The 21,871-nt window shown below is 37.6% G+C and carries 22 protein-coding genes; 19 read left to right on the top strand and 3 right to left on the bottom strand.

The window, feature by feature from the left end; all coding sequences use genetic code 11:
- Nucleotides 1-36: 36 nt before the first annotated feature.
- Together pulA and LZP85_RS16930 are read left to right on the top strand one after the other, a co-directional pair.
- Nucleotides 37-2,181 carry a type I pullulanase gene (pulA, locus tag LZP85_RS16935; RefSeq protein ID WP_234561814.1) on the top strand — a complete coding sequence of 715 codons (2,145 nt, stop codon included), beginning with the start codon at nucleotides 37-39 and terminating at the stop codon, nucleotides 2,179-2,181.
- 171 nt (nucleotides 2,182-2,352) lie between these two features.
- Nucleotides 2,353-3,168, top strand: coding sequence for a phosphotransferase family protein (locus LZP85_RS16930; protein WP_374955883.1), 816 nt, complete (start codon nucleotides 2,353-2,355; stop codon nucleotides 3,166-3,168).
- Between the two features lie 6 nt (nucleotides 3,169-3,174).
- On the opposite strand, the gene LZP85_RS16925 is transcribed toward LZP85_RS16930, so the two are convergent.
- Nucleotides 3,175-3,453, bottom strand: coding sequence for a YtzH-like family protein (locus tag LZP85_RS16925; RefSeq protein WP_025909496.1), 279 nt, complete (start codon nucleotides 3,451-3,453; stop codon nucleotides 3,175-3,177).
- A 146-nt stretch (nucleotides 3,454-3,599) separates the two neighbouring features.
- Here LZP85_RS16925 and trmB point away from each other — a divergent pair, with 146 nt between their 5' ends.
- Complete coding sequence (gene trmB / locus LZP85_RS16920; protein ID WP_119543269.1) at nucleotides 3,600-4,247, top strand: tRNA (guanosine(46)-N7)-methyltransferase TrmB; 648 nt, start codon at nucleotides 3,600-3,602, stop codon at nucleotides 4,245-4,247.
- A gap of 109 nt (nucleotides 4,248-4,356) precedes the next feature.
- The gene (locus LZP85_RS16915) at nucleotides 4,357-5,214 is read left to right on the top strand and encodes a YtnP family quorum-quenching lactonase (protein WP_119543268.1); all 858 of its coding nucleotides are present in this window, start codon (nucleotides 4,357-4,359) and stop codon (nucleotides 5,212-5,214) included.
- Here the strand turns inward: LZP85_RS16915 and LZP85_RS16910 are convergent.
- Nucleotides 5,189-5,494 (bottom strand): PepSY domain-containing protein, encoded by a 306-nt coding sequence (locus tag LZP85_RS16910; protein WP_025909493.1) that lies wholly within the window; start codon nucleotides 5,492-5,494, stop codon nucleotides 5,189-5,191. The genes LZP85_RS16915 and LZP85_RS16910 overlap by 26 nt on opposite strands.
- Before the next feature lie 167 nt (nucleotides 5,495-5,661).
- Here LZP85_RS16910 and LZP85_RS16905 point away from each other — a divergent pair, with 167 nt between their 5' ends.
- From LZP85_RS16905 to murC, 8 genes are all read left to right on the top strand, one after another.
- Complete coding sequence (locus tag LZP85_RS16905) at nucleotides 5,662-6,735, top strand: M42 family metallopeptidase (protein ID WP_119543267.1); 1,074 nt, start codon at nucleotides 5,662-5,664, stop codon at nucleotides 6,733-6,735.
- Nucleotides 6,736-6,806: 71 nt separating this feature from the next.
- A complete protein-coding gene (locus LZP85_RS16900) occupies nucleotides 6,807-7,319 on the top strand; it encodes a DUF84 family protein (protein WP_234561812.1) in 513 nt (170 codons plus the stop codon).
- Between the two features lie 174 nt (nucleotides 7,320-7,493).
- The gene (locus tag LZP85_RS16895; RefSeq protein ID WP_119543266.1) at nucleotides 7,494-7,811 is read left to right on the top strand and encodes a thioredoxin family protein; all 318 of its coding nucleotides are present in this window, start codon (nucleotides 7,494-7,496) and stop codon (nucleotides 7,809-7,811) included.
- 80 nt (nucleotides 7,812-7,891) lie between these two features.
- Nucleotides 7,892-8,695 (top strand): DUF1444 domain-containing protein, encoded by an 804-nt coding sequence (locus LZP85_RS16890; RefSeq protein WP_206782200.1) that lies wholly within the window; start codon nucleotides 7,892-7,894, stop codon nucleotides 8,693-8,695.
- A gap of 3 nt (nucleotides 8,696-8,698) precedes the next feature.
- Complete coding sequence (ytpR, locus tag LZP85_RS16885; RefSeq protein ID WP_025909488.1) at nucleotides 8,699-9,304, top strand: YtpR family tRNA-binding protein; 606 nt, start codon at nucleotides 8,699-8,701, stop codon at nucleotides 9,302-9,304.
- 297 nt (nucleotides 9,305-9,601) lie between these two features.
- A complete protein-coding gene (locus LZP85_RS16880) occupies nucleotides 9,602-12,286 on the top strand; it encodes a DNA translocase FtsK (protein ID WP_226639686.1) in 2,685 nt (894 codons plus the stop codon).
- 255 nt (nucleotides 12,287-12,541) lie between these two features.
- Complete coding sequence (locus LZP85_RS16875) at nucleotides 12,542-13,204, top strand: nicotinate phosphoribosyltransferase (protein ID WP_234561810.1); 663 nt, start codon at nucleotides 12,542-12,544, stop codon at nucleotides 13,202-13,204.
- 169 nt (nucleotides 13,205-13,373) lie between these two features.
- On the top strand, nucleotides 13,374-14,672 hold the full coding sequence (gene murC, locus LZP85_RS16870) for a UDP-N-acetylmuramate--L-alanine ligase (protein WP_119543264.1): 1,299 nt from the start codon (nucleotides 13,374-13,376) through the stop codon (nucleotides 14,670-14,672).
- Between the two features lie 53 nt (nucleotides 14,673-14,725).
- On the opposite strand, the gene LZP85_RS16865 is transcribed toward murC, so the two are convergent.
- The gene (locus LZP85_RS16865; protein ID WP_119543263.1) at nucleotides 14,726-15,841 is read right to left on the bottom strand and encodes an aminopeptidase; all 1,116 of its coding nucleotides are present in this window, start codon (nucleotides 15,839-15,841) and stop codon (nucleotides 14,726-14,728) included.
- Nucleotides 15,842-16,095: 254 nt separating this feature from the next.
- On the opposite strand from LZP85_RS16865, the gene LZP85_RS16860 reads away from it, so the two are divergent.
- The 7 genes from LZP85_RS16860 (at nucleotide 16,096) to motS (ending at nucleotide 21,851) form a co-directional block, all read left to right on the top strand.
- A complete protein-coding gene (locus tag LZP85_RS16860) occupies nucleotides 16,096-16,587 on the top strand; it encodes a DUF948 domain-containing protein (protein ID WP_076513453.1) in 492 nt (163 codons plus the stop codon).
- 22 nt (nucleotides 16,588-16,609) lie between these two features.
- Nucleotides 16,610-17,050, top strand: coding sequence for a YtxH domain-containing protein (locus LZP85_RS16855; RefSeq protein WP_061785747.1), 441 nt, complete (start codon nucleotides 16,610-16,612; stop codon nucleotides 17,048-17,050).
- 122 nt (nucleotides 17,051-17,172) lie between these two features.
- Nucleotides 17,173-17,496, top strand: a complete 324-nt coding sequence (ytxJ, locus tag LZP85_RS16850) for a bacillithiol system redox-active protein YtxJ (RefSeq protein ID WP_119543262.1) — start codon at nucleotides 17,173-17,175, stop codon at nucleotides 17,494-17,496.
- A 221-nt stretch (nucleotides 17,497-17,717) separates the two neighbouring features.
- Entirely contained in the window at nucleotides 17,718-18,785 is a 1,068-nt protein-coding gene (locus LZP85_RS16845; protein ID WP_119543261.1) for a bifunctional 3-deoxy-7-phosphoheptulonate synthase/chorismate mutase, read from the top strand.
- Between the two features lie 473 nt (nucleotides 18,786-19,258).
- A complete protein-coding gene (gene ccpA, locus LZP85_RS16840) occupies nucleotides 19,259-20,257 on the top strand; it encodes a catabolite control protein A (protein ID WP_025909479.1) in 999 nt (332 codons plus the stop codon).
- A 78-nt stretch (nucleotides 20,258-20,335) separates the two neighbouring features.
- Entirely contained in the window at nucleotides 20,336-21,145 is an 810-nt protein-coding gene (gene motP / locus LZP85_RS16835; RefSeq protein WP_206782176.1) for a flagellar motor protein MotP, read from the top strand.
- Between the two features lie 37 nt (nucleotides 21,146-21,182).
- A complete protein-coding gene (gene motS, locus LZP85_RS16830) occupies nucleotides 21,183-21,851 on the top strand; it encodes a flagellar motor protein MotS (RefSeq protein ID WP_234562267.1) in 669 nt (222 codons plus the stop codon).
- Nucleotides 21,852-21,871 lie beyond the last annotated feature (20 nt).

Below are 21,871 nucleotides of genomic sequence, written 5' to 3'. Positions count from 1 at the left end.
ATAATGCTCATAATAAGTTATGTAGGAGGAGAACAGATGGCTTATGATGATCAAAAATTTGAAGCATATTTAGATAAGATGGATATGGTTACCGTTCTTGTTCCTAAATCTTACTACGATGGAGAAGTGAATTCGCTTTGTTTAATGAGAGATGGCCAATCGCTTTCTTTAAAGCTAAAGGATAGAAAAGTATTACATGAGGCTATAAAATATGAATGCTACTGTCAAATAAAAATAGAGATTGGTGAAGAGTATCAAGTGGTAGAAGAACGTGGTGCCAAAGCAGATTTAAAGATAGGAGCTGTCATTCGCACTCCTGAATTCGATGATGCTTTTTTTTACAATGAATCGGACTTGGGTGTGGTTTTTACCAAGCAACATATTCAGCTGAAATTATGGGCACCGACTGCTACAGATGTGAAGGTAAAGCTTATCAATCCTAAAACGTTAAATAAAGAATATATTGGCATGGCTCGTATGAAAAAAGGAGTGTGGACAGCGATTTGTGGCCTTGAAAAAGAAGGGCATCACTATAGCTATGAGGTAACGGTCAACGGTGTTACGAGAGAAGCTGTTGATCCGTATGCACTAGCAGCATCAGCAAACAGTGAATACGGTGTGTTGGTGAATTTACACAAAACTAAGCAGCCGCCTGTGAAAAAGGCTCCGCTTCAAAAGCCCACGGATGCTATTATTTATGAAGTCCATATTCGTGATTTTACCATTCACCCTTCCAGTAACGTGTCCAATAAAGGAACATATGCAGGATTCACTGAGTCGTCAACAGAAAGCGGTGTAACAACAGGGTTAGCTTACTTAAAGGAACTTGGTATTACACATTTGGAGCTCCTACCCGTTAATGACTTTGATGGCGTAGATGAACTGAAGCCTTTAGATACCTATAATTGGGGCTACAACCCACTCCTATTTAATGTGCCGGAAGGCAGCTATTCTTTGGAGCCAACAAATCCTATAGCTCGTATTCTAGAGCTAAAGCAACTTATTCGAGCGGTTCATGAGAATGACCTACGTGTTATACTCGATGTTGTCTATAACCATGTATATGTAAGGGAAGACTCTTCTTTTGAAAAGATTGTTCCAGGATATTACTTCCGGCATGATCAATTTGGAATGCCGTCCAATGGAACAGGTGTAGGAAATGATTTTGCTTCTGAGCGTAAGATGGCGCGTAAATTTATCGTTGACTCCGTCTTGTTTTGGGTCAAAGAATATGATGTTGATGGCTTTCGTTTTGATTTAATGGGAATTTTAGATATTGAAACGATGAATACGATTCGACAAAAGCTGTTTGAATATGATTCATCCATTTTGCTGTTTGGTGAAGGGTGGGATCTAAATACCCCTTTATCTTCAGAGCAAAAAGCAACAATCTATAACTCTGATAAAGTCCCACATATTGGGTTCTTTAATGATCGTTTTCGAGATTTTATCAAGGGAAGTACTTTTAACATCTACGATAAAGGTTTTATTTGTGGCAACACCCATCGAGTTGACGAAGTAAAGCAAGTAATGGCTGGCAGTGTTTCTTATCAAAAAGGAGAGAAGTATTTATTTGTTCAGCCTACCTCTTCGATAAACTATGTAGAATCACACGATAATCACACGCTGTGGGATAAATTGAGTAAGTGTAATTCACATGAGGAGAAACAAATTTTGCAAAAAAGGCAAAAGCTTGCAAGTGCAATGGTGTTATTAGCTCAAGGCATTCCTTTTCTACATGCAGGACAAGAATTTTATCGAACAAAACAAGGTGTTGAAAATAGCTATCGCTCACCGGATAGCATCAATCAATTTGATTGGGAGCAGCGGAAAATCTATAACAAGGATATAAAGTGGCTACAAGCAGTGATTCAGCTAAGAAAAGCGCACGGCGCATTTCGCTTTCATACAACCGAGCGAATTCGTAAGCATATGAAGTTCTTAGAATCGGTGCCAGAAATAGTTGCGTATGCTCTTGCCAATGTAGAAAAATACGGACCATGGAAGGATATGATTGTCGCGTTTAACCAAGACACATCAACTCATTATATTAACTTGCCACAGGGGAGTTGGAACGTCGTAATCGATGGAGAAAGCGCTTATCAGTATCCATTTACAAAAGCCCTTTCAGGCGAAGCAGCGGTTCCTGCGGTTGGCGTTTTAGCATTATTTAAAACATAAGTGCTATTCTGCTACTTGACGAGAAAAGCGGGAAGAGGATAAAATTTATGAAGGATAGCTATTGGTATATGTCCGCAATAGCTGTCTTTTTTATTTAATAAAACAAATACACGTTGTTGATGATATAAATAGAAGTAAACATAACTTTAAATTTTTAATGAAATGTGTGTGTTGAAATTGAAGGTGAATTGGTTGGAACATATATTAGGAAGCGAATGGGAAGTGACTCCTGCTGGCGGTGCAACTGGAGATGCTTATTTCGCAAGGTTTCAAGACCGAAAGCTATTTCTGAAGCGCAATTCATCTCCTTTCCTAGCTGTTTTGTCAGCAGAAGGGATTGTTCCAAAGTTAGTTTGGACCAAACGAATGGAAAATGGAGATGTAATTACAGCTCAACACTGGCTAGATGGTCGAGAGTTAAAACCTCAAGATATGAACTCGGATAGCGTAACAGAACTGCTGAGTAAAATTCATCACTCTAAAGAGTTGTTGGATATGTTAAAAAGATTAGGGAAAGAGTCGTTATTACCACAAGACGTTCTACTCGATATTCGAGCAAATGTAGATTTGGACTTGCAGAAAGAACCAGTTGTTGAGCAAGGGATTCTGTATTTAGAGCGAGAAGTGGATTTCGTTCAGCCAGAGGAATATGTTGTTTGTCATTGCGATGTCAATCATAATAATTGGTTGCTAGGTGAGAATGAACAGCTATATTTAATCGATTGGGACGGAGCGATGATTGCTGATCCAGCTATTGACTTAGGCCTTCTGCTGTACTGGTACATTGATCCAGCAGAATGGAAGGGTTGGCTAGAAAAGTACGGTATTGCTTTAACAGATAGCTTGCAAAAGCGAATGAAGTGGTATGTTGTGAGTCAAAGTATTTTATTTGTACAATGGCATCGTACAAAGCAAGAATTACCAGAAATGAACTACTGGCTTAACTACTTAAAAGTATTGCTTGAAAATGAGCAGTTAAGCCAGTAAGTTTAGTTAAGATAGACTAGATAGTTCTTCAACCCATTGGGATAAATTTTGTTTATTTGTTTCAATATGTTGATCGAGATGCGCCGCGCTTTTTGCAGTCTGTGTATACTCGCAAATGTTTTGAAGCGTGCGATACACTTGTTCATTAGCAGTTCCATTTGCTAGCATTGCTTGAGCTAAACGTTCAACTTGTTCGCATTCAGAGACTGTTCCACAGCAGTCAGTTTGGTGATTTGATAAGATGTCCTTTAAGATAGCCATTTGATGCTGAGCGTTTAAAGGCATAGTGCATCATCCTTTCTCGTATGATGCTTTTATTTTTTTCTTTATGAATACAATTATTCATACGAATGTCGGTTGTACAAAATAACCGACATTTTCCGTGTGGTTCAATTTTGATAATTTTTGATAATATAGATGAGGTGTGCAGTATGAGACTAAGAAATAAGCCTTGGGCAAAAGAGAAATTGGCACAGTATCCACAATATGCCGTTGGAAATCCCGCAGAACATAAGGGCAAATGGAACGAGGTATTTGGAAACGATAACCCAATTCATATTGAAGTTGGAACTGGAAAAGGTCAATTCCTACTTGGGATGGCTAAGCAAAATTCAAACATTAACTACATTGGCATTGAGTTATATGAAAGTGTAATTGTTAGTGCGCTAGATCGCATAATTGAAGCAGAAGTACCGAATTTTAAACTGCTAAGCGTTGACGCAAAAGACCTAACGGAATATTTTGCTAAAGGTGATGTTGAGCGAGTATACTTAAACTTTTCAGATCCTTGGCCAAAAGTTCGTCATGCTAAAAGACGCTTAACGTACAAAACATTTTTAAATATCTATGAACAAATTTTAATCGATGGTGGAGAGATTCATTTTAAAACAGATAATCAAGGATTGTTTGAATACTCTTTAATGAGCTTTTCTGAATATGGCTTGTTATTAAAGTACGTAAGTTTAGATTTACATGCTAGTGACTTCGAAGGAAATATTATGACGGAGTATGAAGAAAAGTTTTCTCAAAAGGGAAGTCGTATTTATCGTTCAGAAGTTAAATACATGAATGAAAAATAATATCTATAAGGACCTTTCAACTAGTGAAAGGTCTTTTTTGTTTAAAAAAGACTATAAAAACGTAAATAGGGAGTGATACAATAAATAGGAATATATGGGAGGTGTAAAAATGGAAACGTTAACAATAGGGGATGTGAGAGTTTCTTGGTTAAATGGTGGAGATAATCATCTTGACGGGGGAGCTATGTTTGGTGTTGTACCAAAAGAGCTTTGGTCTAAAAAATACCCTACTGCTTATGACAATCGTATCCCAATGAGAACAGATCCATTGCTAGTTCAAACTGGTAAAGAAGTTATCTTAATTGATGCAGGCATAGGAAACGGAATGATTGAAGGTAAGCAAAAAAAACATTTTGGCATTACGGAAGAATCTAACGTAGAAACAGATTTAATGAAGCTAGGATTAACGCGACATGATGTAACAAAAGTAGCGATGACACATATGCACTTTGATCATGTAGCAGGACTAACAACGAGAAGTCAAGGGAAATTGGAGTCTACATTTCCAAACGCAGTTATTTATGTAAGCGACGTTGAATGGAACGAAATGCAAAACCCTAATATACGTTCAAAAAATACGTATTGGAAGCAAAATTGGGAAGCCATTGAATCTCAAGTTGTGCCGTTTCATGATTCTCTTCAATTGCTCCCAGAATTTACGATGCATCACACAGGTGGGCATAGTGATGGACATTCTGTCATTGTCATTAGTAGTCAAGGCGAGCAGCTTGTGCATATGGGAGATCTATTACCAACTCATGCTCATCATAATGTGTTGTGGGTTATGGCCTATGACGATTTTCCAATGACATCTATTTCTCAAAAAGAAAAATGGCTTCAGTATGCATACAATCAAAATGCATGGCTTAGTTTTTACCATGATGCTTATTACCGAGCGATTAAGTGGGATACTAAAGGTCACATCATAAATGCAGTAAAGTTTAATCAATCTTTACTAAGTCAATAATGTTACCGCTACTTTTATCAATGAAGAATTCATATTGTTCCTGATTTCCATTGACAGAACGAGTAATACCACCAGAGTAACCTTCAAAAGCGAGGCCGTACCTGTTTATAACCTTGGTCGTCGTCTGAATCCAAGAGCCGTTAATGGGACCATTTCTTTTAAATGCTTGCTTTGCAATATGCAATGCTTCCATGGATGAAAGAGACGACTTTTTCTTTTGATATAGATAAGCGCTTGCAAAACCAACAGCAATGCCAGTTATGAGCTGCGTATACTTCATAATAATCACCTTCTTTTTTTAATAAAAACAAAAGTTCTTACTATAGTCCATTATACAAAAACATACTTTGATTGTTAAGCAATCCTCTTGGTTAAGGAAGAAAAATGGAAAGTATTTTGACTTTTCGCTACAATGAAAAGTAATGACATACATAAAGGAGACGAAAGATGAATTCAGAAACTTTATCATTATTTAAAACATTAACAGAACTTCCGGGTGCTGCAGGGCATGAGCATGCGGTAAGGTCTTTTATGAAATCACAAATGGAGCCTTTAACTGATGAAATTATTCAAGATGGACTTGGAAGTATTTTTGGAGTGAAAAAAAGCAATGCTTCAGGTCCAAAAGTAATGGTAGCTGGGCATATGGACGAAGTTGGATTTATGGTGACAGGTGTGACCGATAAAGGAATGCTTCGTTTCCAAACATTAGGCGGATGGTGGAGTCAAGTATTATTAGCTCAGCGCGTCGAGGTTATTACAAGAACGAGGAAGATTACAGGCGTTATTGCATCGATTCCTCCACATCTGTTAGAGGATGCGCAGCGTAATAAGCCGATGGCTATTAAAAACATGATGATTGACGTTGGAGCCGATTCCAAGCAAGAAGTTGCTGATATGGGGATTCGTCCTGGAGATCAGATTGTACCCATTTGTCCATTTACACCAATGGCTAACGAGAAAAAAATCTTAGCAAAAGCGTGGGATAATCGATACGGTTGTGGATTAGCAGTTGAGTTATTGAAAGAGGTAAAGGATGATAAGATTCCAAACATTCTATATGCTGGAGCAACTGTGCAAGAAGAAGTAGGTTTACGAGGTGCTCAATCTGCTGCAAATATGATTAAGCCGGATGTCTTTTATGCGCTAGATGCCAGCCCAGCGAATGATATGTCAGGAGATAAAAATGCATTTGGTCAGCTTGGAAAAGGTGTACTGCTTCGCATTTTTGATCGTACGATGGTAACGCATCGAGGTATTCGAGAGTTTATTCTAGATACAGCTGAGACCAACCGTATTCCATATCAGTATTTTGTGTCACCAGGTGGCACAGATGCCGGGCGCGTTCACACGTCTAACAGCGGTGTTCCATCAGCTGTAATTGGTATTTGCTCAAGATATATTCACACACATGCTTCCATGATTCACGTAGACGATTATGCTGCTGCAAAAGAACTATTGGTGAAGCTCGTGCGGGCAACAGACGAAACAACAGTAGCTACTCTTAAAGAGCAGGTGTAGTCTTAAAACAGTCGCTTGTAAAAAGCGATTGTTTTTTGTGTTAATTAAAAAACATGCAAAGGAGCAACGGAATGAACATTGCAATCGGAACGAAAAATCCAACTAAAGTAAATGCTGTTAAAAATGTATTTGGACAAGAGATGACATACTATTCATTTGATGTGCCTTCAGGTGTATCTAGCCAACCGTTTTCAGATGAAGAAACCATTCAAGGAGCTATTAATCGTTCAGAGAAAGTATGTAAAGATGAGATAGACTTAGGGATTGGATTAGAAGGGGGCGTAACAGAAACGGATTACGGCTTATTTTTGTGCAACTGGGGAGCTTTAAGTAGTCGGTCTCTTGAAAAGCCAATCATTGCGGGTGGTGCAAGAATTTTATTGCCTGAGGAAATTGCAAGGGTGTTAAAAGAAGAAAAAATTGAGTTAGCAGAAGCTATGGAACGCTTTACAAAAAAAGAAGATGTACGTTCAAATGAAGGAGCAATCGGTATCTTCACATCAGAAATCCTTACCAGAACGTCTATGTTTGAGCAGGTTGTTCGTATGCTGTATGGTCAATATCTATTTCATCAAAACCGCTAAATAGGATATACTAACGTCTTATAATAGTAAAACGTTCTACATACTTGAAAGTAAGATACTTGCACCATCTGTTTGACTATGGTTTCATATGAGTGAATGTAAAATTAAATGAAGCATAAACCCAATGTCTTTTTGAATAGAAACGAGACATAAAACATAAAGGAGGAAATAAAAATGAAGAAAATGGAAAGTATTGAACAATATAATGAGGTTATTAAAGAAGGAAAGCACATCATGATGTTTTCAGCAGACTGGTGCCCAGACTGTCGTGTAATTGAACCGATTCTACCTGAAATAGAGCAAAAGTATAGTGAGTATACGTTTCATTATGTCGATCGAGATCAGTTTATTGATTTGTGCATTGAACTGAATATTTTTGGTATTCCAAGCTTTGTAGGATATAACAACGGTGAAGAAAGCGGACGTTTTGTAAGCAAAGATCGTAAAACGCAGGAAGAAATTGAACAATTTATTGAAAGTTTAAAAGGATAAGCTATCGCTAGGCCTGTTGTTTTAACAAGAGGCCTTATTTTAAGCTTCTTTTGGTGAAAAGGAGGGGTTTTTCAGTGAAGATGACAAGTGTTAAAATGAAAAAGTTAGTTCAAGATCGTTTGAAAGATGAAAATCTACGTTTTCAATTTGATCAAAAAAACGATACGCTAAGAATTGAGCATTCTGAAACAAAAAAAGGATTAACGGTTTCACTACCAGGGCTCATTGCGAAATGGGAAGAAAAAAAGGACGCAGCAGTAGACGAAATGATATATTATATAAGAGAAGCTGTGCGCGTAATGAATGATGAACAACAATTAGACTCAAAAGAAAAGAAGGTTCTTCCAGTTGTTCGGTCTACCTCTTTTCCAACGAAAACAAACGAAGATGTTCCGCTCGTATATGATGATCATACGGCAGAAACAAGAGTTTATTATGCCTTAGATTTAGGTAATACGTATCGATTAATAGATGAAAAGCTTCTGCAAAAAGAAAAGCTTGATGTAACATCTATAAGGGAAATGGCAAAGTTTAATCTTCGTTCATTGCCAATTACATATAAAAAAGATACAGTTGCAGGCAATGATTTTTATTTTGTTAATGCCAATGACGGGTACGATGCGAGCCGGATTTTAAATGAATCTTTCTTACAAGAGTTTCAAGATAAAGTAAAAGGAACGCTCACAATTGCTGTGCCTCATCAGGATGTTTTAATTTTAGCAGATGTTCAAAATGAAACAGGCTATGATATATTAGCACAGATGAATATGAGCTTTTTTGCTAGTGGAAGAGTACCCATTACAGCACTCTCTTTCTTGTATGAAAACGGGCGTTTAGAACCGATTTTCATTTTAGGAAAAAATCGTAGTAAAGGACGGAGTTAAGGAATGAATATTTTTTACAACAAAGAAGGTATCGGTGATACGTTAATCGTATCTCTTCGAGACATTGAACTTTCAAACCGAACGTTTGAAACAAAAAAGAATGTAACGCGAATCTTTGATGAAAAATCAAATATTACTGCTGGCTATAATATTTTTGAAGCATCTACTGTTTTATCTTTTTCAGGGCATGGACCTATTAAGTTAACAGAAGAGCTAGTAGCGGAAGTAAACCGAGTTATTCAGGAAAGCGGATTTTCTGAATCGATTGAAGTAGACTTGTCTCCAAAATTTGTTGTGGGCTACGTTCAAGAAAAAGAGAAGCATCCAAATGCTGATAAATTGAATATTTGTAAAGTAGATGTTGGGACAGAGACGTTACAAATTGTGTGTGGCGCTCCAAATGTTGAGGCAGGACAAAAAGTTGTAGTGGCAAAAGTAGGCGCTGTTATGCCAAGTGGTCTTGTTATTAAAGATGCAGAACTTCGTGGCGTACCTTCTTCTGGTATGATCTGTTCTGCAAAAGAATTGGCTTTACCAAATGCTCCTCAAGAAAAAGGTATTTTAGTGTTGGAAGAAAGCGCAAAAGTAGGAGAAGAGTTCTCAGCCTAACTCTATATGATGCCAAAGTCGGATGTTGCTTTACACCTATGTTTCAAAGGATTACAGTTTGTGAAAAGCAATTGTCAATGGTTTTATAAATTTGATAAAATTAAAAGCCACTAGTAGTTCTAGTGGCTTTTTTGCATATTTCACAATATATCGGGTATCTAGTTAATAGATTTTATAGGAACCCTATTGGATACATGGTAAAATGAATGAGAGTGTATAAAAATTGAAAATTTTACAAGAAGCATACAGTTTTTTATAAATAGAAATACGACTGTTAAGGAAGAAAGAGTGATAAAAATGGGTTTTATGCGAAAAATGATGGATTATCTATTAGGTTATGAAGTAAAAGAAATTATAGTAGATGAAAAAGGTCGAGAAACAGAGATTCCATTAGATGAACCTAAGAAAGAAACAGAAATGAAGCAAAGGCCAGTTCAAGACACGGTCAATGAAAAAGCAGCTACTCCAAAGAAGAAAACGCCAGCCCGCTTACCGAGACAAGAAAAAGGGACAACCCATCAAGAATTAGAGGCAAAAGTAGCTTATCACTATCCAAAAGGTCAATTTCGCTTTCCGCTTATAGATGACAATCAATTTAATCGTTCAGATGATTCACCAAGGCGTGAGGTTCGTCGAAGAGAAAGGCCTGCTGAGAAATTGAAAAATGAACGAGAGCCTATACTGAAAAGTCATCAGTTGACTAAAGAAGAACCAACTTCTTTTCAACGTCCAGAATATGTGAAGCCAGTACAAGAAAAAAAGGCACCGGTCGCTTCTAAGCCGACTTCGCAAGTGAAAAAGCCGTTTCGTCCGACTGAAATCCCGTCACCCGTATATGGGTTTAATAAGCGTCCAGCTAACCATCATCTTTCTCAACAAAATTCAGAAGTGGTGGAATTTGAGCTTTCGAGCCCAGCTGGCATAAAGCCGACGCCTACTTATGAGTCTCTTCGAAAGGAAATACGTAACGAAAGAACATATGTAGAGCCTTTGGTGCGCAAAGAACAGCAGGAGGAAAGCAAGGAAATAGAAAAGGTAGAATCGTTTAGTGAACAGGTAAAAGATGCTTATGTCGAACCTCAACCAGTCCCTTCCTTACATATTGAAGACTTATCAGTGGAAGAAGTAGAGGAACCATCAACTCACTTTGAAGACCATGTGGATGTTGTAGAGTCTGAAGTAGTAGAGAAGCCGGAATCAATAGTGGAAAGTGTTCCAAAACAGGAAGAGCGGGAAGAGACTAATGGTGGCGAATTTGAGGAGACAAAAGGGTATCACCCTTCAATTGAAGAAGAGCCGCAAGCATTCGCAGATGAGTCAGAAGCAACTAACCAAAAGACCGTATCGTCAAGTACAAGTTCATCAAATGGAGGGCGCAGGTTAGTTCCTTTTAATGTCATGATGTTAAAAAAGGATCGTGAAAAAGCCACTAAATCGTCATCTATAGAGCGTTTGAAAATGGAGGAAAAGCAAGAAGTACATGATGAAGAACCAATTCCTGCGCTACTTAAAGAAGAAATGCCGCCAATGGATTCTCAAGCAGAGTTGTCGTATCAATTTCCTTCTATGTCAATATTAAATGCACCCTTAATTGAAATGGAAGAAGATCATGATTGGGTACAAGAGCAAAGTGACCTGCTTGATATGACGCTAAATAATTTCAACGTTCGTGCTAAAGTAGTAAATGTGACGAAAGGTCCAACCGTTACACGATTTGAAGTTCAGCCAGAGCCAGGCGTTAAGGTAAATAAAATAACAAATTTAACAGATGATATCAAACTGAGTTTAGCAGCAAGAGATATTCGGATTGAGGCGCCAATACCAGGTAAAAATACAATTGGTATTGAAGTGCCCAATCAACAAAGTAAGCCGGTTTTACTTAGCGAAATAGTAACTGACCCAGCGTTTACGCAAAATAAATCACCGTTAACAGTTGCACTGGGCTTAGATATTTCAGGTGCTCCTGTCGTAACAGACTTGAATAAAATGCCCCACGGACTAATTGCAGGGGCCACAGGCTCAGGAAAAAGCGTATGCATTAACACAATTATTGTAAGCTTGCTCTATAAAGCAGCCCCTCACGAGGTAAAGCTGATGCTTATCGACCCAAAGATGGTTGAGTTAGCTCCTTATAACGGCATTCCACACTTAGTAAGCCCTGTTATTACGGATGCTAAAGCTGCAACATCAGCTTTAAAATGGGCTGTAGAAGAAATGGAGCGTCGCTATGAGCTGTTTGCGCATACAGGTGTGCGTGATATTACACGCTATAATGAAAAAGTAGAAGAGCATAGCGAAAAAAGCGGTAAGCTTCCATATCTCGTCATTATTATTGATGAGCTGGCAGACTTAATGATGGTATCGCCTGGTGAAGTAGAAGAAGCGATTTGTCGTATAGCTCAAAAAGCAAGAGCATGCGGTATTCATTTGCTTCTAGCAACGCAAAGACCTTCTGTTGACGTTATCACGGGTCTTATTAAAGCGAATGTCCCAACTCGCGTAGCCTTTTCAGTCTCTTCTCAAGTGGATTCTCGCACCATCATTGATACAGGTGGAGCGGAGAAGCTACTTGGTAAAGGAGACATGTTATTACTAGAAAACGGTTCGTCTAAAACGGTTCGAGTTCAAGGTAATTTTGTATCAGATGAAGAGATTGATCGTGTCGTAGATCATGTAAAATCGCAAATGAAGCCAACCTATTTATTCGATCAGCAGGAGCTGTTAAAAAAACAGCAGACGTTTTCAACACAGGAAGATGATGAATTATTCTATGAGGCGTGTGAGTTTGCTTTAAACCAGGACGGTGCTTCAGCATCAAGCCTGCAACGCCGCTTCCGTATTGGTTATAACCGCGCTGCAAGATTAATTGATATGATGGAGCAGCAAGGAATTATCTCAGAGGCAAAAGGAAGTAAGCCAAGAGACGTGCTGATTACAGAAGATGAACTGCATGAACTTGAAAATAAAACGGCCAGCTATTAAAGTAGAGACCTGGCTTGCTACGGCTATTTTAGCAAAGTAGCTTAAGCCAGGTCTTTATGTATGTAACAAGATTAGGTTATTTTGGAAGTGTGAGAACAGAGATAAAGGTTTGTCAGATTACAAAAAATGATTTAGTATATGTAGGGGTAACATTTCATTGTTTTTTCCAGTTTGATTTGGAAAGCATAACTAGTAATGAGGACGTCAGCTCACAAGCGATATGATACGGCTCCTCGATAATGAGTGTGAGAGGCAATGGCGAATAACCATCAAGACATTATCGATTTAATTGAAATTCGGAAAGAAAAACAATCCCAAACGGATGATGCTATTCAATCCTTTTATGATGAATATGTTTTGTTTGTGATGCGGTATACAAATATTCGAGAAAAAGTGAGAGCGTCTCACCTTTTTTGTGAGCGTACAGGACTTTCGCAGGAACAAATGCAGCTAAGCGACAAAGAGTATTTATTTCAACATTGGTTTGCATTTGATTATGTTACAATTCAAGGCCGAACATTGTTGCAGCAGTTTATAAGTGAAAAAGCAGCTACACGAAATGAAACATTTTTAATTCAAAGTGCTTTGTTTTTAACAAGTGTATTAGAGCCGATTATTGTATCAAAAGTATGTGAGTCTTTTTACGTAAAAGGATATAGTCCATTGACAAACAAGCAGGTTATCATCAAAGATGTAAAAGGAAGGTTTAAGAACACAGATGTTGAAAAAGTATTATGGGTTCGGAAAATAAAGTCACTCGGTTATGACGTATTAGTAGGCTCTTACTTTATACAAGCAGAAGCTAGTATGGAGAAGCTACATCAATCACTGAATCAAAATGAAAAACTCACTTGGAGACAATTTTTAAAAAGATATGCGGTTGCCTATTTGACTGAGGTCCGAGTCTTTCAAAAATAGCCAAAAGTCAAGGCTCTCAAAGCCTGTTGAGAAATTTGCAGAAGTGATATAATATGCAGCTGTTGTCATTCTACACAAACAAATGCGAAGAATGACATGTTTGTAAGAGCAATTATTGATAACCGTCATATACTGTCTTACAGATAGACGAATGTTGGAGGTTCTTTATATGACAGTTTACCATTTTGTAGGTATTAAAGGAACAGGGATGAGTGCGTTGGCACAAATCTTAAATGATACGGGCTTTCAAGTTCAAGGTTCGGATATTGAAAAAGAAATCTTTACACAGAAAGCATTAGAAGAGCAGGGGATTCCTGTTCTACCTTTTAATAAAGAAAACATTAAAGAAGGTATGATTGTAATTGCTGGAAATGCGTTTCCTGATACGCATGAGGAAATTGCAGAAGCGATGGAGCGCGATCTACCTGTTGTACGTTATCACCGTTTTTTAGGTGATTATATGAATCAGTTTACAAGTATCGCTGTTACAGGTGCTCATGGTAAAACATCGACTACTGGTATGCTAGCCCATGTTATTCAAGGCGCTGAACCAACTTCATATTTAATTGGAGATGGTACAGGAAAAGGTGTAAAAGATAGCAAATACTTTGCATTTGAAGCTTGTGAATACCGCCGTCACTTTTTATCATATACGCCAGATTATGCAATCATGACGAATATTGATTTTGATCACCCAGATTATTTTGCGAACATTGAAGATGTATTCAGTGCGTTTCAAGAAATGGGCTTACAGGTGAAAAAAGGTATTATTGCCTGTGGCGATGACGAGCATCTTCAGCAAATCCAAGCAAAAGTACCAGTTTTATATTATGGATTAGGTGAAGAAAACGATTTTCAAGCTCGCAATATCGTGAAAAGTACAGCTGGAACAGCATTTGATGTGTTTGTACGCAATACGTTCTTTGCATCATTTGAAATTCCCGGATACGGAGACCATAATATTTTGAATGCTCTATCAGTAATTGCACTATGTCATTATGAAGATATCCCGGTAGCTGTGTTACAAGAGCGATTTAAGACATACCAAGGTGTAAAGCGACGCTTTAGTGAAAAAAGTGTTGGAAAGCAAGTATTAATTGACGATTACGCGCACCATCCAACTGAGATTAACGCAACAATTTCAGCAGCTCGTCAGAAGTATCCAAATCGAGAAGTAGTTGCTGTATTCCAACCTCATACATTCACAAGAACACAAACGTTTTTAGAGGATTTTGCTACAAGTTTACAGCATGCAGATAAGGTATATTTATGCGATATCTTTGGCTCAGCTCGTGAACAGCAAGGCAAGCTTTCAATTGAAGATTTGCGTAGCAAAATTAATGGAGCAGAGCTTATTGATGAACAAACGATTGAAACATTAAAAGGTCACAATGAAGCAGTTCTTGTATTTATGGGAGCTGGAGATATTCAAAAGTTTGAAGAACTATATCAAAAAACAGTTTCATAATAACAAAGCTCAGATTAGCTAATCTGAGCTTTTTTGATTGCTTAAATACTTGATTATTTTAAATTCTCTGGATTTAATCCTTTTAATTCTTCTAATACAAAAAGACCGTCCTTACGAATTAACACATCATCAAAGTAAATTTCTCCACCGCCGTATTCAGGGCGTTGTATCATAACCATATCCCAGTGAATGTTTGACTTATTTCCGTTGTACGCATCTTCATAACATTCACCCGGTGTAAAGTGGAAGCTTCCATCAATTTTCTCATCAAATAAAATATCTTGCATTGGATGTTGGATATATGGGTTTACACCAATAGCAAACTCTCCTACAAAGCGAGCACCCTCATCTGTATTAAAAATCTCATTGATACGCTCTGTATCGTTTGCTGTTGCTTCAACAATTTTTCCATTTTCAAACGTCAGCGTTACGTTTTCAAACGTAAATCCTTGATATGGTGAAGGTGTATTATAAGCAATTGTTCCGTTTACTGAATCACGGACGGGAGCTGTGTAGACTTCTCCATCTGGAATGTTCATTTCACCAGCACATTTTACGGCAGGAATATCTTTAATAGAGAAGGTTAAATCAGTCCCTTTTCCTGTTAAATGAACCTTGTCCGTACGATTCATTAGGTCAACAAGTGAATCCATTGCTTTACTCATTTTGCTGTAATCTAAGTTACATACATCAAAGTAAAAGTCTTCAAATGCTTCTGTGCTCATTTTAGCTAGCTGAGCCATTGCATCATTTGGGTAGCGTAAGACGACCCATTTCGTTTTTGGTACACGAATATCACGGTGAACCTTTTTACCGATTGTATTTCCATGAATACGCATTTTATCTCCTGGCACATCAGATTGTTCAAAGATATTGGAACCTGAACGTAATCCAATATAAGCGTCCATTTCCTTCATCACGTTTGCTTCAAAGTTAGCCATCATGCTATATTGTTCTTCTTGTGCACCTTGAAGGAGAGCGCGGTCTACCGTATGATCTTTTAATGAAACAAATGGGTACCCACCTGCAGCATATGCCTCTGCTACCAGTGCAGTTACAAGTTCACGCTGCAAGCCAAAGTTTTCAATTAAAACCTTTTCGCCTTTTTGAAGACGAACGGAGTAATTAATTAAATTATGGGCTAAAGTTTGAATTCTAGGATCTTTCATATGTATCCCTCCTTTAAAATAAGCGACAAATGCCACTTCCTTATTGTAACCGATTATTTATTTTTTGTTGATGAATAAAGGGTATTTTAGTTATACTTTCCAAAAGATAAGGCAATAAATAATAAAAGTTTAAGAAAATGAGGAAGATAGTGTATGATAAGGATAAACAATTCCAATTTCTAATCGGATGTTTAAACTGTCTTAAAATTGGGAATGTATTTATATCAACAATATGAACGAGGAGGGGATTAAATATGATTCTTATTTTATATTTAAGCGCTGCAGTAGTCGCTATTGCGATTTTCTATCTTGTTGTTTCAGTATCAAAGACGCTTCGTTCTGTACAACAAACGCTTACTTCTGTGGCAGGAACGCTCGACGGTCTGGAAAAACAAATGACAGGTATTACAACGGAAACAACCGCACTCTTACATAAAACTAATTTATTAGCAGAAGATATCCAACGGAAATCAGAAGCTTTAAATACCGTAGTTGACTCGGTAAAAGGTGTTGGAGACTCAATTCATGATTTAAACAAATCTTTAAAGAACGTCTCTACTAGCGTCTCGCAAAAGGTGGAAGAAAATAAAGAGACCGTTGCGCAAGTTGTTCAATGGAGCAATGTAGCAATGGATGTATGGGAACGACTGAAAGCAAGAAGAAAGCCTGTTCAACAATCTACTGTTGATTCGACTGCTACTCAGTTAGCTAAACCATCACAAAAGCGCTCAAGATCTTATTCTTAAAAGTATACTGGAGGAGAAAGCAATGGCAAATAATCAATCAACAAATAAAGACTTTTTATTAGGAACGATTATTGGAGGAGTAGTAGGAGCAGCGACTGCTTTATTGTTAGCTCCGAAAGCAGGTAAAGAACTAAGAGCGGATTTAAATGAACAAGCGGCTTATGTTCGTTTAAAAACAGAGCAAGTAAAAAATAATGCTGTTGAAAAAGGACAAGAATTCGCTCAAACTGCTAAAGTAAAAACAGCGGACTTGTCCCAAACTATTTCAGAGCAATCATCACAAGTCGTAGATAAAGTGAAAAACTTCAGAAAAGCTGATCAGCATGAAGATAATTTACCCCCAACAAGCCTTGAGGTACTCGCTGATGAAGTAGAGTCTCAAAGTAATGAAGACTTTCAGCAAAAACTAACGGAAGCCCAAGAAGCGTTAGATGAAGTCGAAAGCAATATCAACCGTCCTTAAATGTGCTAGTAAGCGTTCATCTCATTGAACGCTTTTTTTTGTGACTATCCAATGTGCCAATTTATTGTGAATGAGTAATTGAGAAGGTAAAATAAAGAAAAAAACTTAAAAGGATGATGGAAATGAAGAAAATTATAAGCATAGAAGAGTTTAATGAAGTGGTCAATGAAAATGAATCTTTTCTATTTTTAAAGCATAGTACAACTTGTCCGATTAGTGGCGCCGGTCATGAAGCATTCTCAAACTATGTAAACAATCAAAACTCAGTGAAAGCATACTATTTACACGTGCAAGAAGCACGCCCGCTATCAAACTATATTGCTGAGACATATGGTGTTAAACATGAATCACCACAAGCACTTTTCTTTGAAGATGGTAAAGTGAAGTGGGACATTTCACATTGGAAGATTACTGAAGAAGAACTAAGTAAAAGAGTAAGTAAATAAAAGAAGTGGAAAAAGCTTGCGTGATGATTATTTGCGCAAGCTTTCGTTTATTGTGCTTCAGCTTATTTTCGTATAAAATGAATAGTAACTTAGTCTTTCTCCTCTATCTATATCCTCCTAGATCAACAGATTCTTCAAAGGACTTCTGTGTCTTTGCTATTTCTGGCAGAGAGATAAACAAGTGAATATTGATTACCGTAAAGGTGGAAGGGTGGAACCAAATGGCGAAACAAGATTTACAGCAACTACGTGCTCAAATCGATGAACTGAACCTACAGCTACTAAAAGTTATTAATGAAAGAGGAATGCTCGTTCAGGAAGTTGGTAAGCTAAAAGGGGTACAAGGAACGAATCGTTTTGATCCCGTTCGTGAAAGGGTAATGCTTGATTTAATTGTTGAGAAAAATGAAGGGCCATTTGAAACATCTACTTTGCAGCATATTTTCAAAGAAATTTTTAAAGCGAACCTTGAGCTTCAAGAAGATGACCATAGAAAAGCGCTTCTTGTCTCAAGAAAGAAAAAGCCAGATAATACAATTGTCATGGTAAAAGGAGAAGCAATTGGCGATGGTAGTCAGCGGTTTATTGCGGGCCCTTGTGCAGTTGAAAGCTATGAACAAGTTGCTGAGGTGGCAAAAGTAGTTAAGCAGCAAGGAATTAAGCTTCTTCGAGGTGGAGCTTATAAGCCTAGAACATCACCATATGACTTTCAAGGGTTGGGGTTAGAAGGTCTGAAGATTTTAAAGCAAGCTGCTGATGAGTACGATTTAGCCGTTATTAGTGAAATTGTGACCCCTGGTGATATTGAAACAGCACTTGATTATGTAGACGTTATTCAAATTGGCGCACGAAACATGCAAAACTTTGAATTACTAAAAGCAGCAGGAAGCGTGAATAAGCCTGTATTACTAAAAAGGGGTTTAGCTGCTACAATCGATGAATTTATTAATGCTGCTGAATACATTATGTCAAAAGGAAATGGTCAAATTATCTTATGTGAACGCGGGATTCGGACATATGAGCGAGCAACTCGCAACACATTAGATATTTCAGCTGTTCCAATCTTGAAAAAAGAAACTCATTTACCAGTTCTTGTCGATGTTACGCATTCCACAGGTCGAAGAGATTTACTGCTCCCAACTGCCAAAGCAGCGCTCGCAATTGGAGCTGATGGAGTCATGGCAGAAGTTCATCCAGACCCTGCTGTTGCACTATCAGATTCTGCGCAGCAGATGAATATCCCTCAATTTAATGAATTTATGAGTAAGTTAAAGCCACTTTGTAACTGAAATTTATAAATGAGAAGCCTGAAACTCATGTTTCGGGCTTCTTTTATGAAAAACTGTGCTGTCATAGATAGAAAAAAAGCAATAATGTTGCATCTTTACAATAAGTTTGCTAAAAATAGGAAATGATAAAAAGGCAGAATCATTTTTTGAAAATCTGGTGAAATTTGTCGGAAAAAGGCACTAAAGGCGTTGCGGTTCAGCACATAGTGTCGTATAGTAGTTACAGATATTCGCTATAATTCTGTCAATTATTTTTTTATTCAAGTCCCTGTATGTACATGTATATACATAAGAACTTTTGATGATTTATGAATAGACGTTATATAGAATGGGTATTTAATTGGTATATAAAAATCATGAATGAAAATCTTACAACTATTTCGTTATATGCAAGAAGGGTTTATATACGTAATTACAAGTTATCATTTAAGGGCAAAATAAGTGAACAAGTAATAAAAAAGGAGTGTGTCGTTATGAACGTAACAATTTATGATGTAGCAAGAGAAGCGAGTGTATCAATGGCAACGGTTTCGCGCGTTGTGAACGGAAACCCTAACGTGAAGCCTTCGACAAGAAAAAAAGTACTAGAAACAATTGAGCGTTTGGGCTATCGTCCTAACGCAGTAGCGAGAGGGTTAGCAAGTAAAAAAACAACAACAGTAGGGGTTATTATCCCAGATATTTCAAGTATCTTTTACGCAGAACTTGCACGTGGTATTGAAGATATCGCTACAATGTATAAATACAACATTATTCTAAGTAACTCCGATCAAAACCAAGATAAAGAACTTCATCTATTAAATACAATGCTAGGTAAACAAGTAGACGGAATTATTTTCATGAGTGGTAATTTAACGGAAGAGCATGTAGAAGAGTTAAAGAAGTCACCAGTTCCGATTGTATTAGCAGCGTCTATTGAATCTACAAACCAAATTCCATCTGTCACAATCGATTATGAACAAGCAGCATATGATGCGGTTAAGTCTTTAATTGACAATGGCCACAGTAAAATTGCATTCTTAGCAGGTACTCTAGAAGAGCCTATTAATCATGCCCAAAAATTAAAAGGTTATGAAAGAGCATTAACAGATCATCAAATAGACGTTCTGGATTCTTATATCGTGGAAGGCGATTACACATACGATTCAGGTATTGAAGCAGTTGAAAAGCTATTTGAAGAAAATGAAAAACCAACGGCTATCTTTGTAGCTACTGATGAGATGGCTCTAGGTGTTATTCATGGCGCACAAGATCGTGGATATAACGTGCCAAATGATCTTGAGGTTATTGGATTTGACAATACGCGTTTGGCTACGATGGTACGTCCGCAGTTAACTTCTGTTGTTCAACCAATGTATGATATTGGTGCAGTAGCTATGAGATTATTAACGAAGTATATGAATAAAGAAACAGTGGATAGTAGCATTGTTCAGCTTCCACACCGTATTGAATACAGACAGTCAACGAAATAAATAGAAATTTCCATAAGTAGCTAATGTGCTTAGTCATGCAGGAACACATTGAAGTTGCCATTAGTGGGGAGAGAGGGTATGAAGAAATTTGATCTATTAACGCCTATAGGGATACTGATTGGTATCTCTATGGTTGCGTTTGGCGTTATTTCTAGCGGCGGAGTACAAGGCTTTTTAATTTTTATTGATTTCCCGTCCATGCTTATTGTCTTGGGGGGAGTTTTCGGAGCTCTATGCGTCAGCTTTCCGATTAGGCAGCTTCGTAATATGTGGAGAGTTGGTTTACAAGCTTTTCAATCAAAGGAATCAAATGTTGATGAACTAATAGAAAAATTTGTACAGCTATCAGAATTAGCAAGGCGTGAAGGGTTATTGGCACTGGAAGCAGAAATGGACAAGGTTCATGATCCATTCGTGCGGAAAGGGCTGCTATTAGCAATTGACGGCGTAGAGCCTGAAGTAATTAAAGAAATGTTAGAAGCAGAAATTATTGGAATTGAAGAGCGTCATTCTAAGGGAAGAAGCGTGTTTGAAAAAGCTGGCGATTATGCTCCGGCTTGGGGAATGGTAGGAACATTAATTGGACTTGTTTTAATGTTAAGAAACTTGAATACCCCTTCTACGCTTGGCCCGAATATGGCTATTGCACTTTTGACGACATTATATGGTTCTCTTCTTTCAAATTTATTATTTCAACCAATTGCAGCCAAGCTAGCAGTGAAAACAGAGCAGGAAGTATTTATGAAAGAAGTAGTAATTGAAGCAGTTGTCGGTTTGCAAAGCGGTCAAAACCCGAGATTATTGCAAGAAAAGCTAAAAGCATTTATACCCGCTAAAAAAGCAAGACAATCTCAGCTTAAAGAGAGGGCTAGCGTCCGTGAAGCGTAGAAAAAAAGTTCAGCACTCTTCACAGTCGAACAAATGGATGGTGACGTTTGCAGACCTTGTTACGTTAATATTAGTGTTTTTTATTTTACTTTTCTCTATGTCTAATATCGATAATATTAAGTTTAAGCAATTAGTAAATTCTTTAGGATTATCAGAGTCTAACGGAGCAGATGCTTCTATTATTGAATTTGAATCATCTTCACAGTCGCAAGAGGGAAATAATAAAAAAGTCCTTAGTAACAAGTCAGCAGAGCTTGATCGTATTCTTTTACAGGTACAACAATATCTTGAGGAAAATAACCTTCAGGAAGTGATAACTGCGAATCGTGATGAGCGAGGAGTCGTTTTGGTATTACAAGAACAGGTATTATTTGAGACAGGAGAAGCGGAGATTTTAAAAAAAGGCTACCCGTTCCTAAATGAGTTGGGCGCACTTTTTACGACGATACCTAATCAGATAAAAATTGAAGGCTATACCGATAATCGACCGATTAAAACGTACCGTTATCCATCGAACTGGGAGTTATCTACTGCAAGAGCGAGCAGCGTCATTCGTTATTTTATAGCTCATTATGATTTAAAGTCTGAGCAATTTATCGCTATCGGCTACGGGGAAGCAAAGCCTGTTGTTGAAAATACGTCAGAAGCCAATATGCAAAAGAATCGACGCGTTGAGATTATTATTTCTGACCCGACCAATGAGTAGTTATTCAGAGCATGGCCTCT

This window comes from Priestia flexa, assembly GCF_021441905.1.
GTDB lineage: Bacteria > Bacillota > Bacilli > Bacillales > Bacillaceae_H > Priestia > Priestia flexa.
This window is presented reverse-complemented; position numbering and strand designations above follow the sequence as displayed.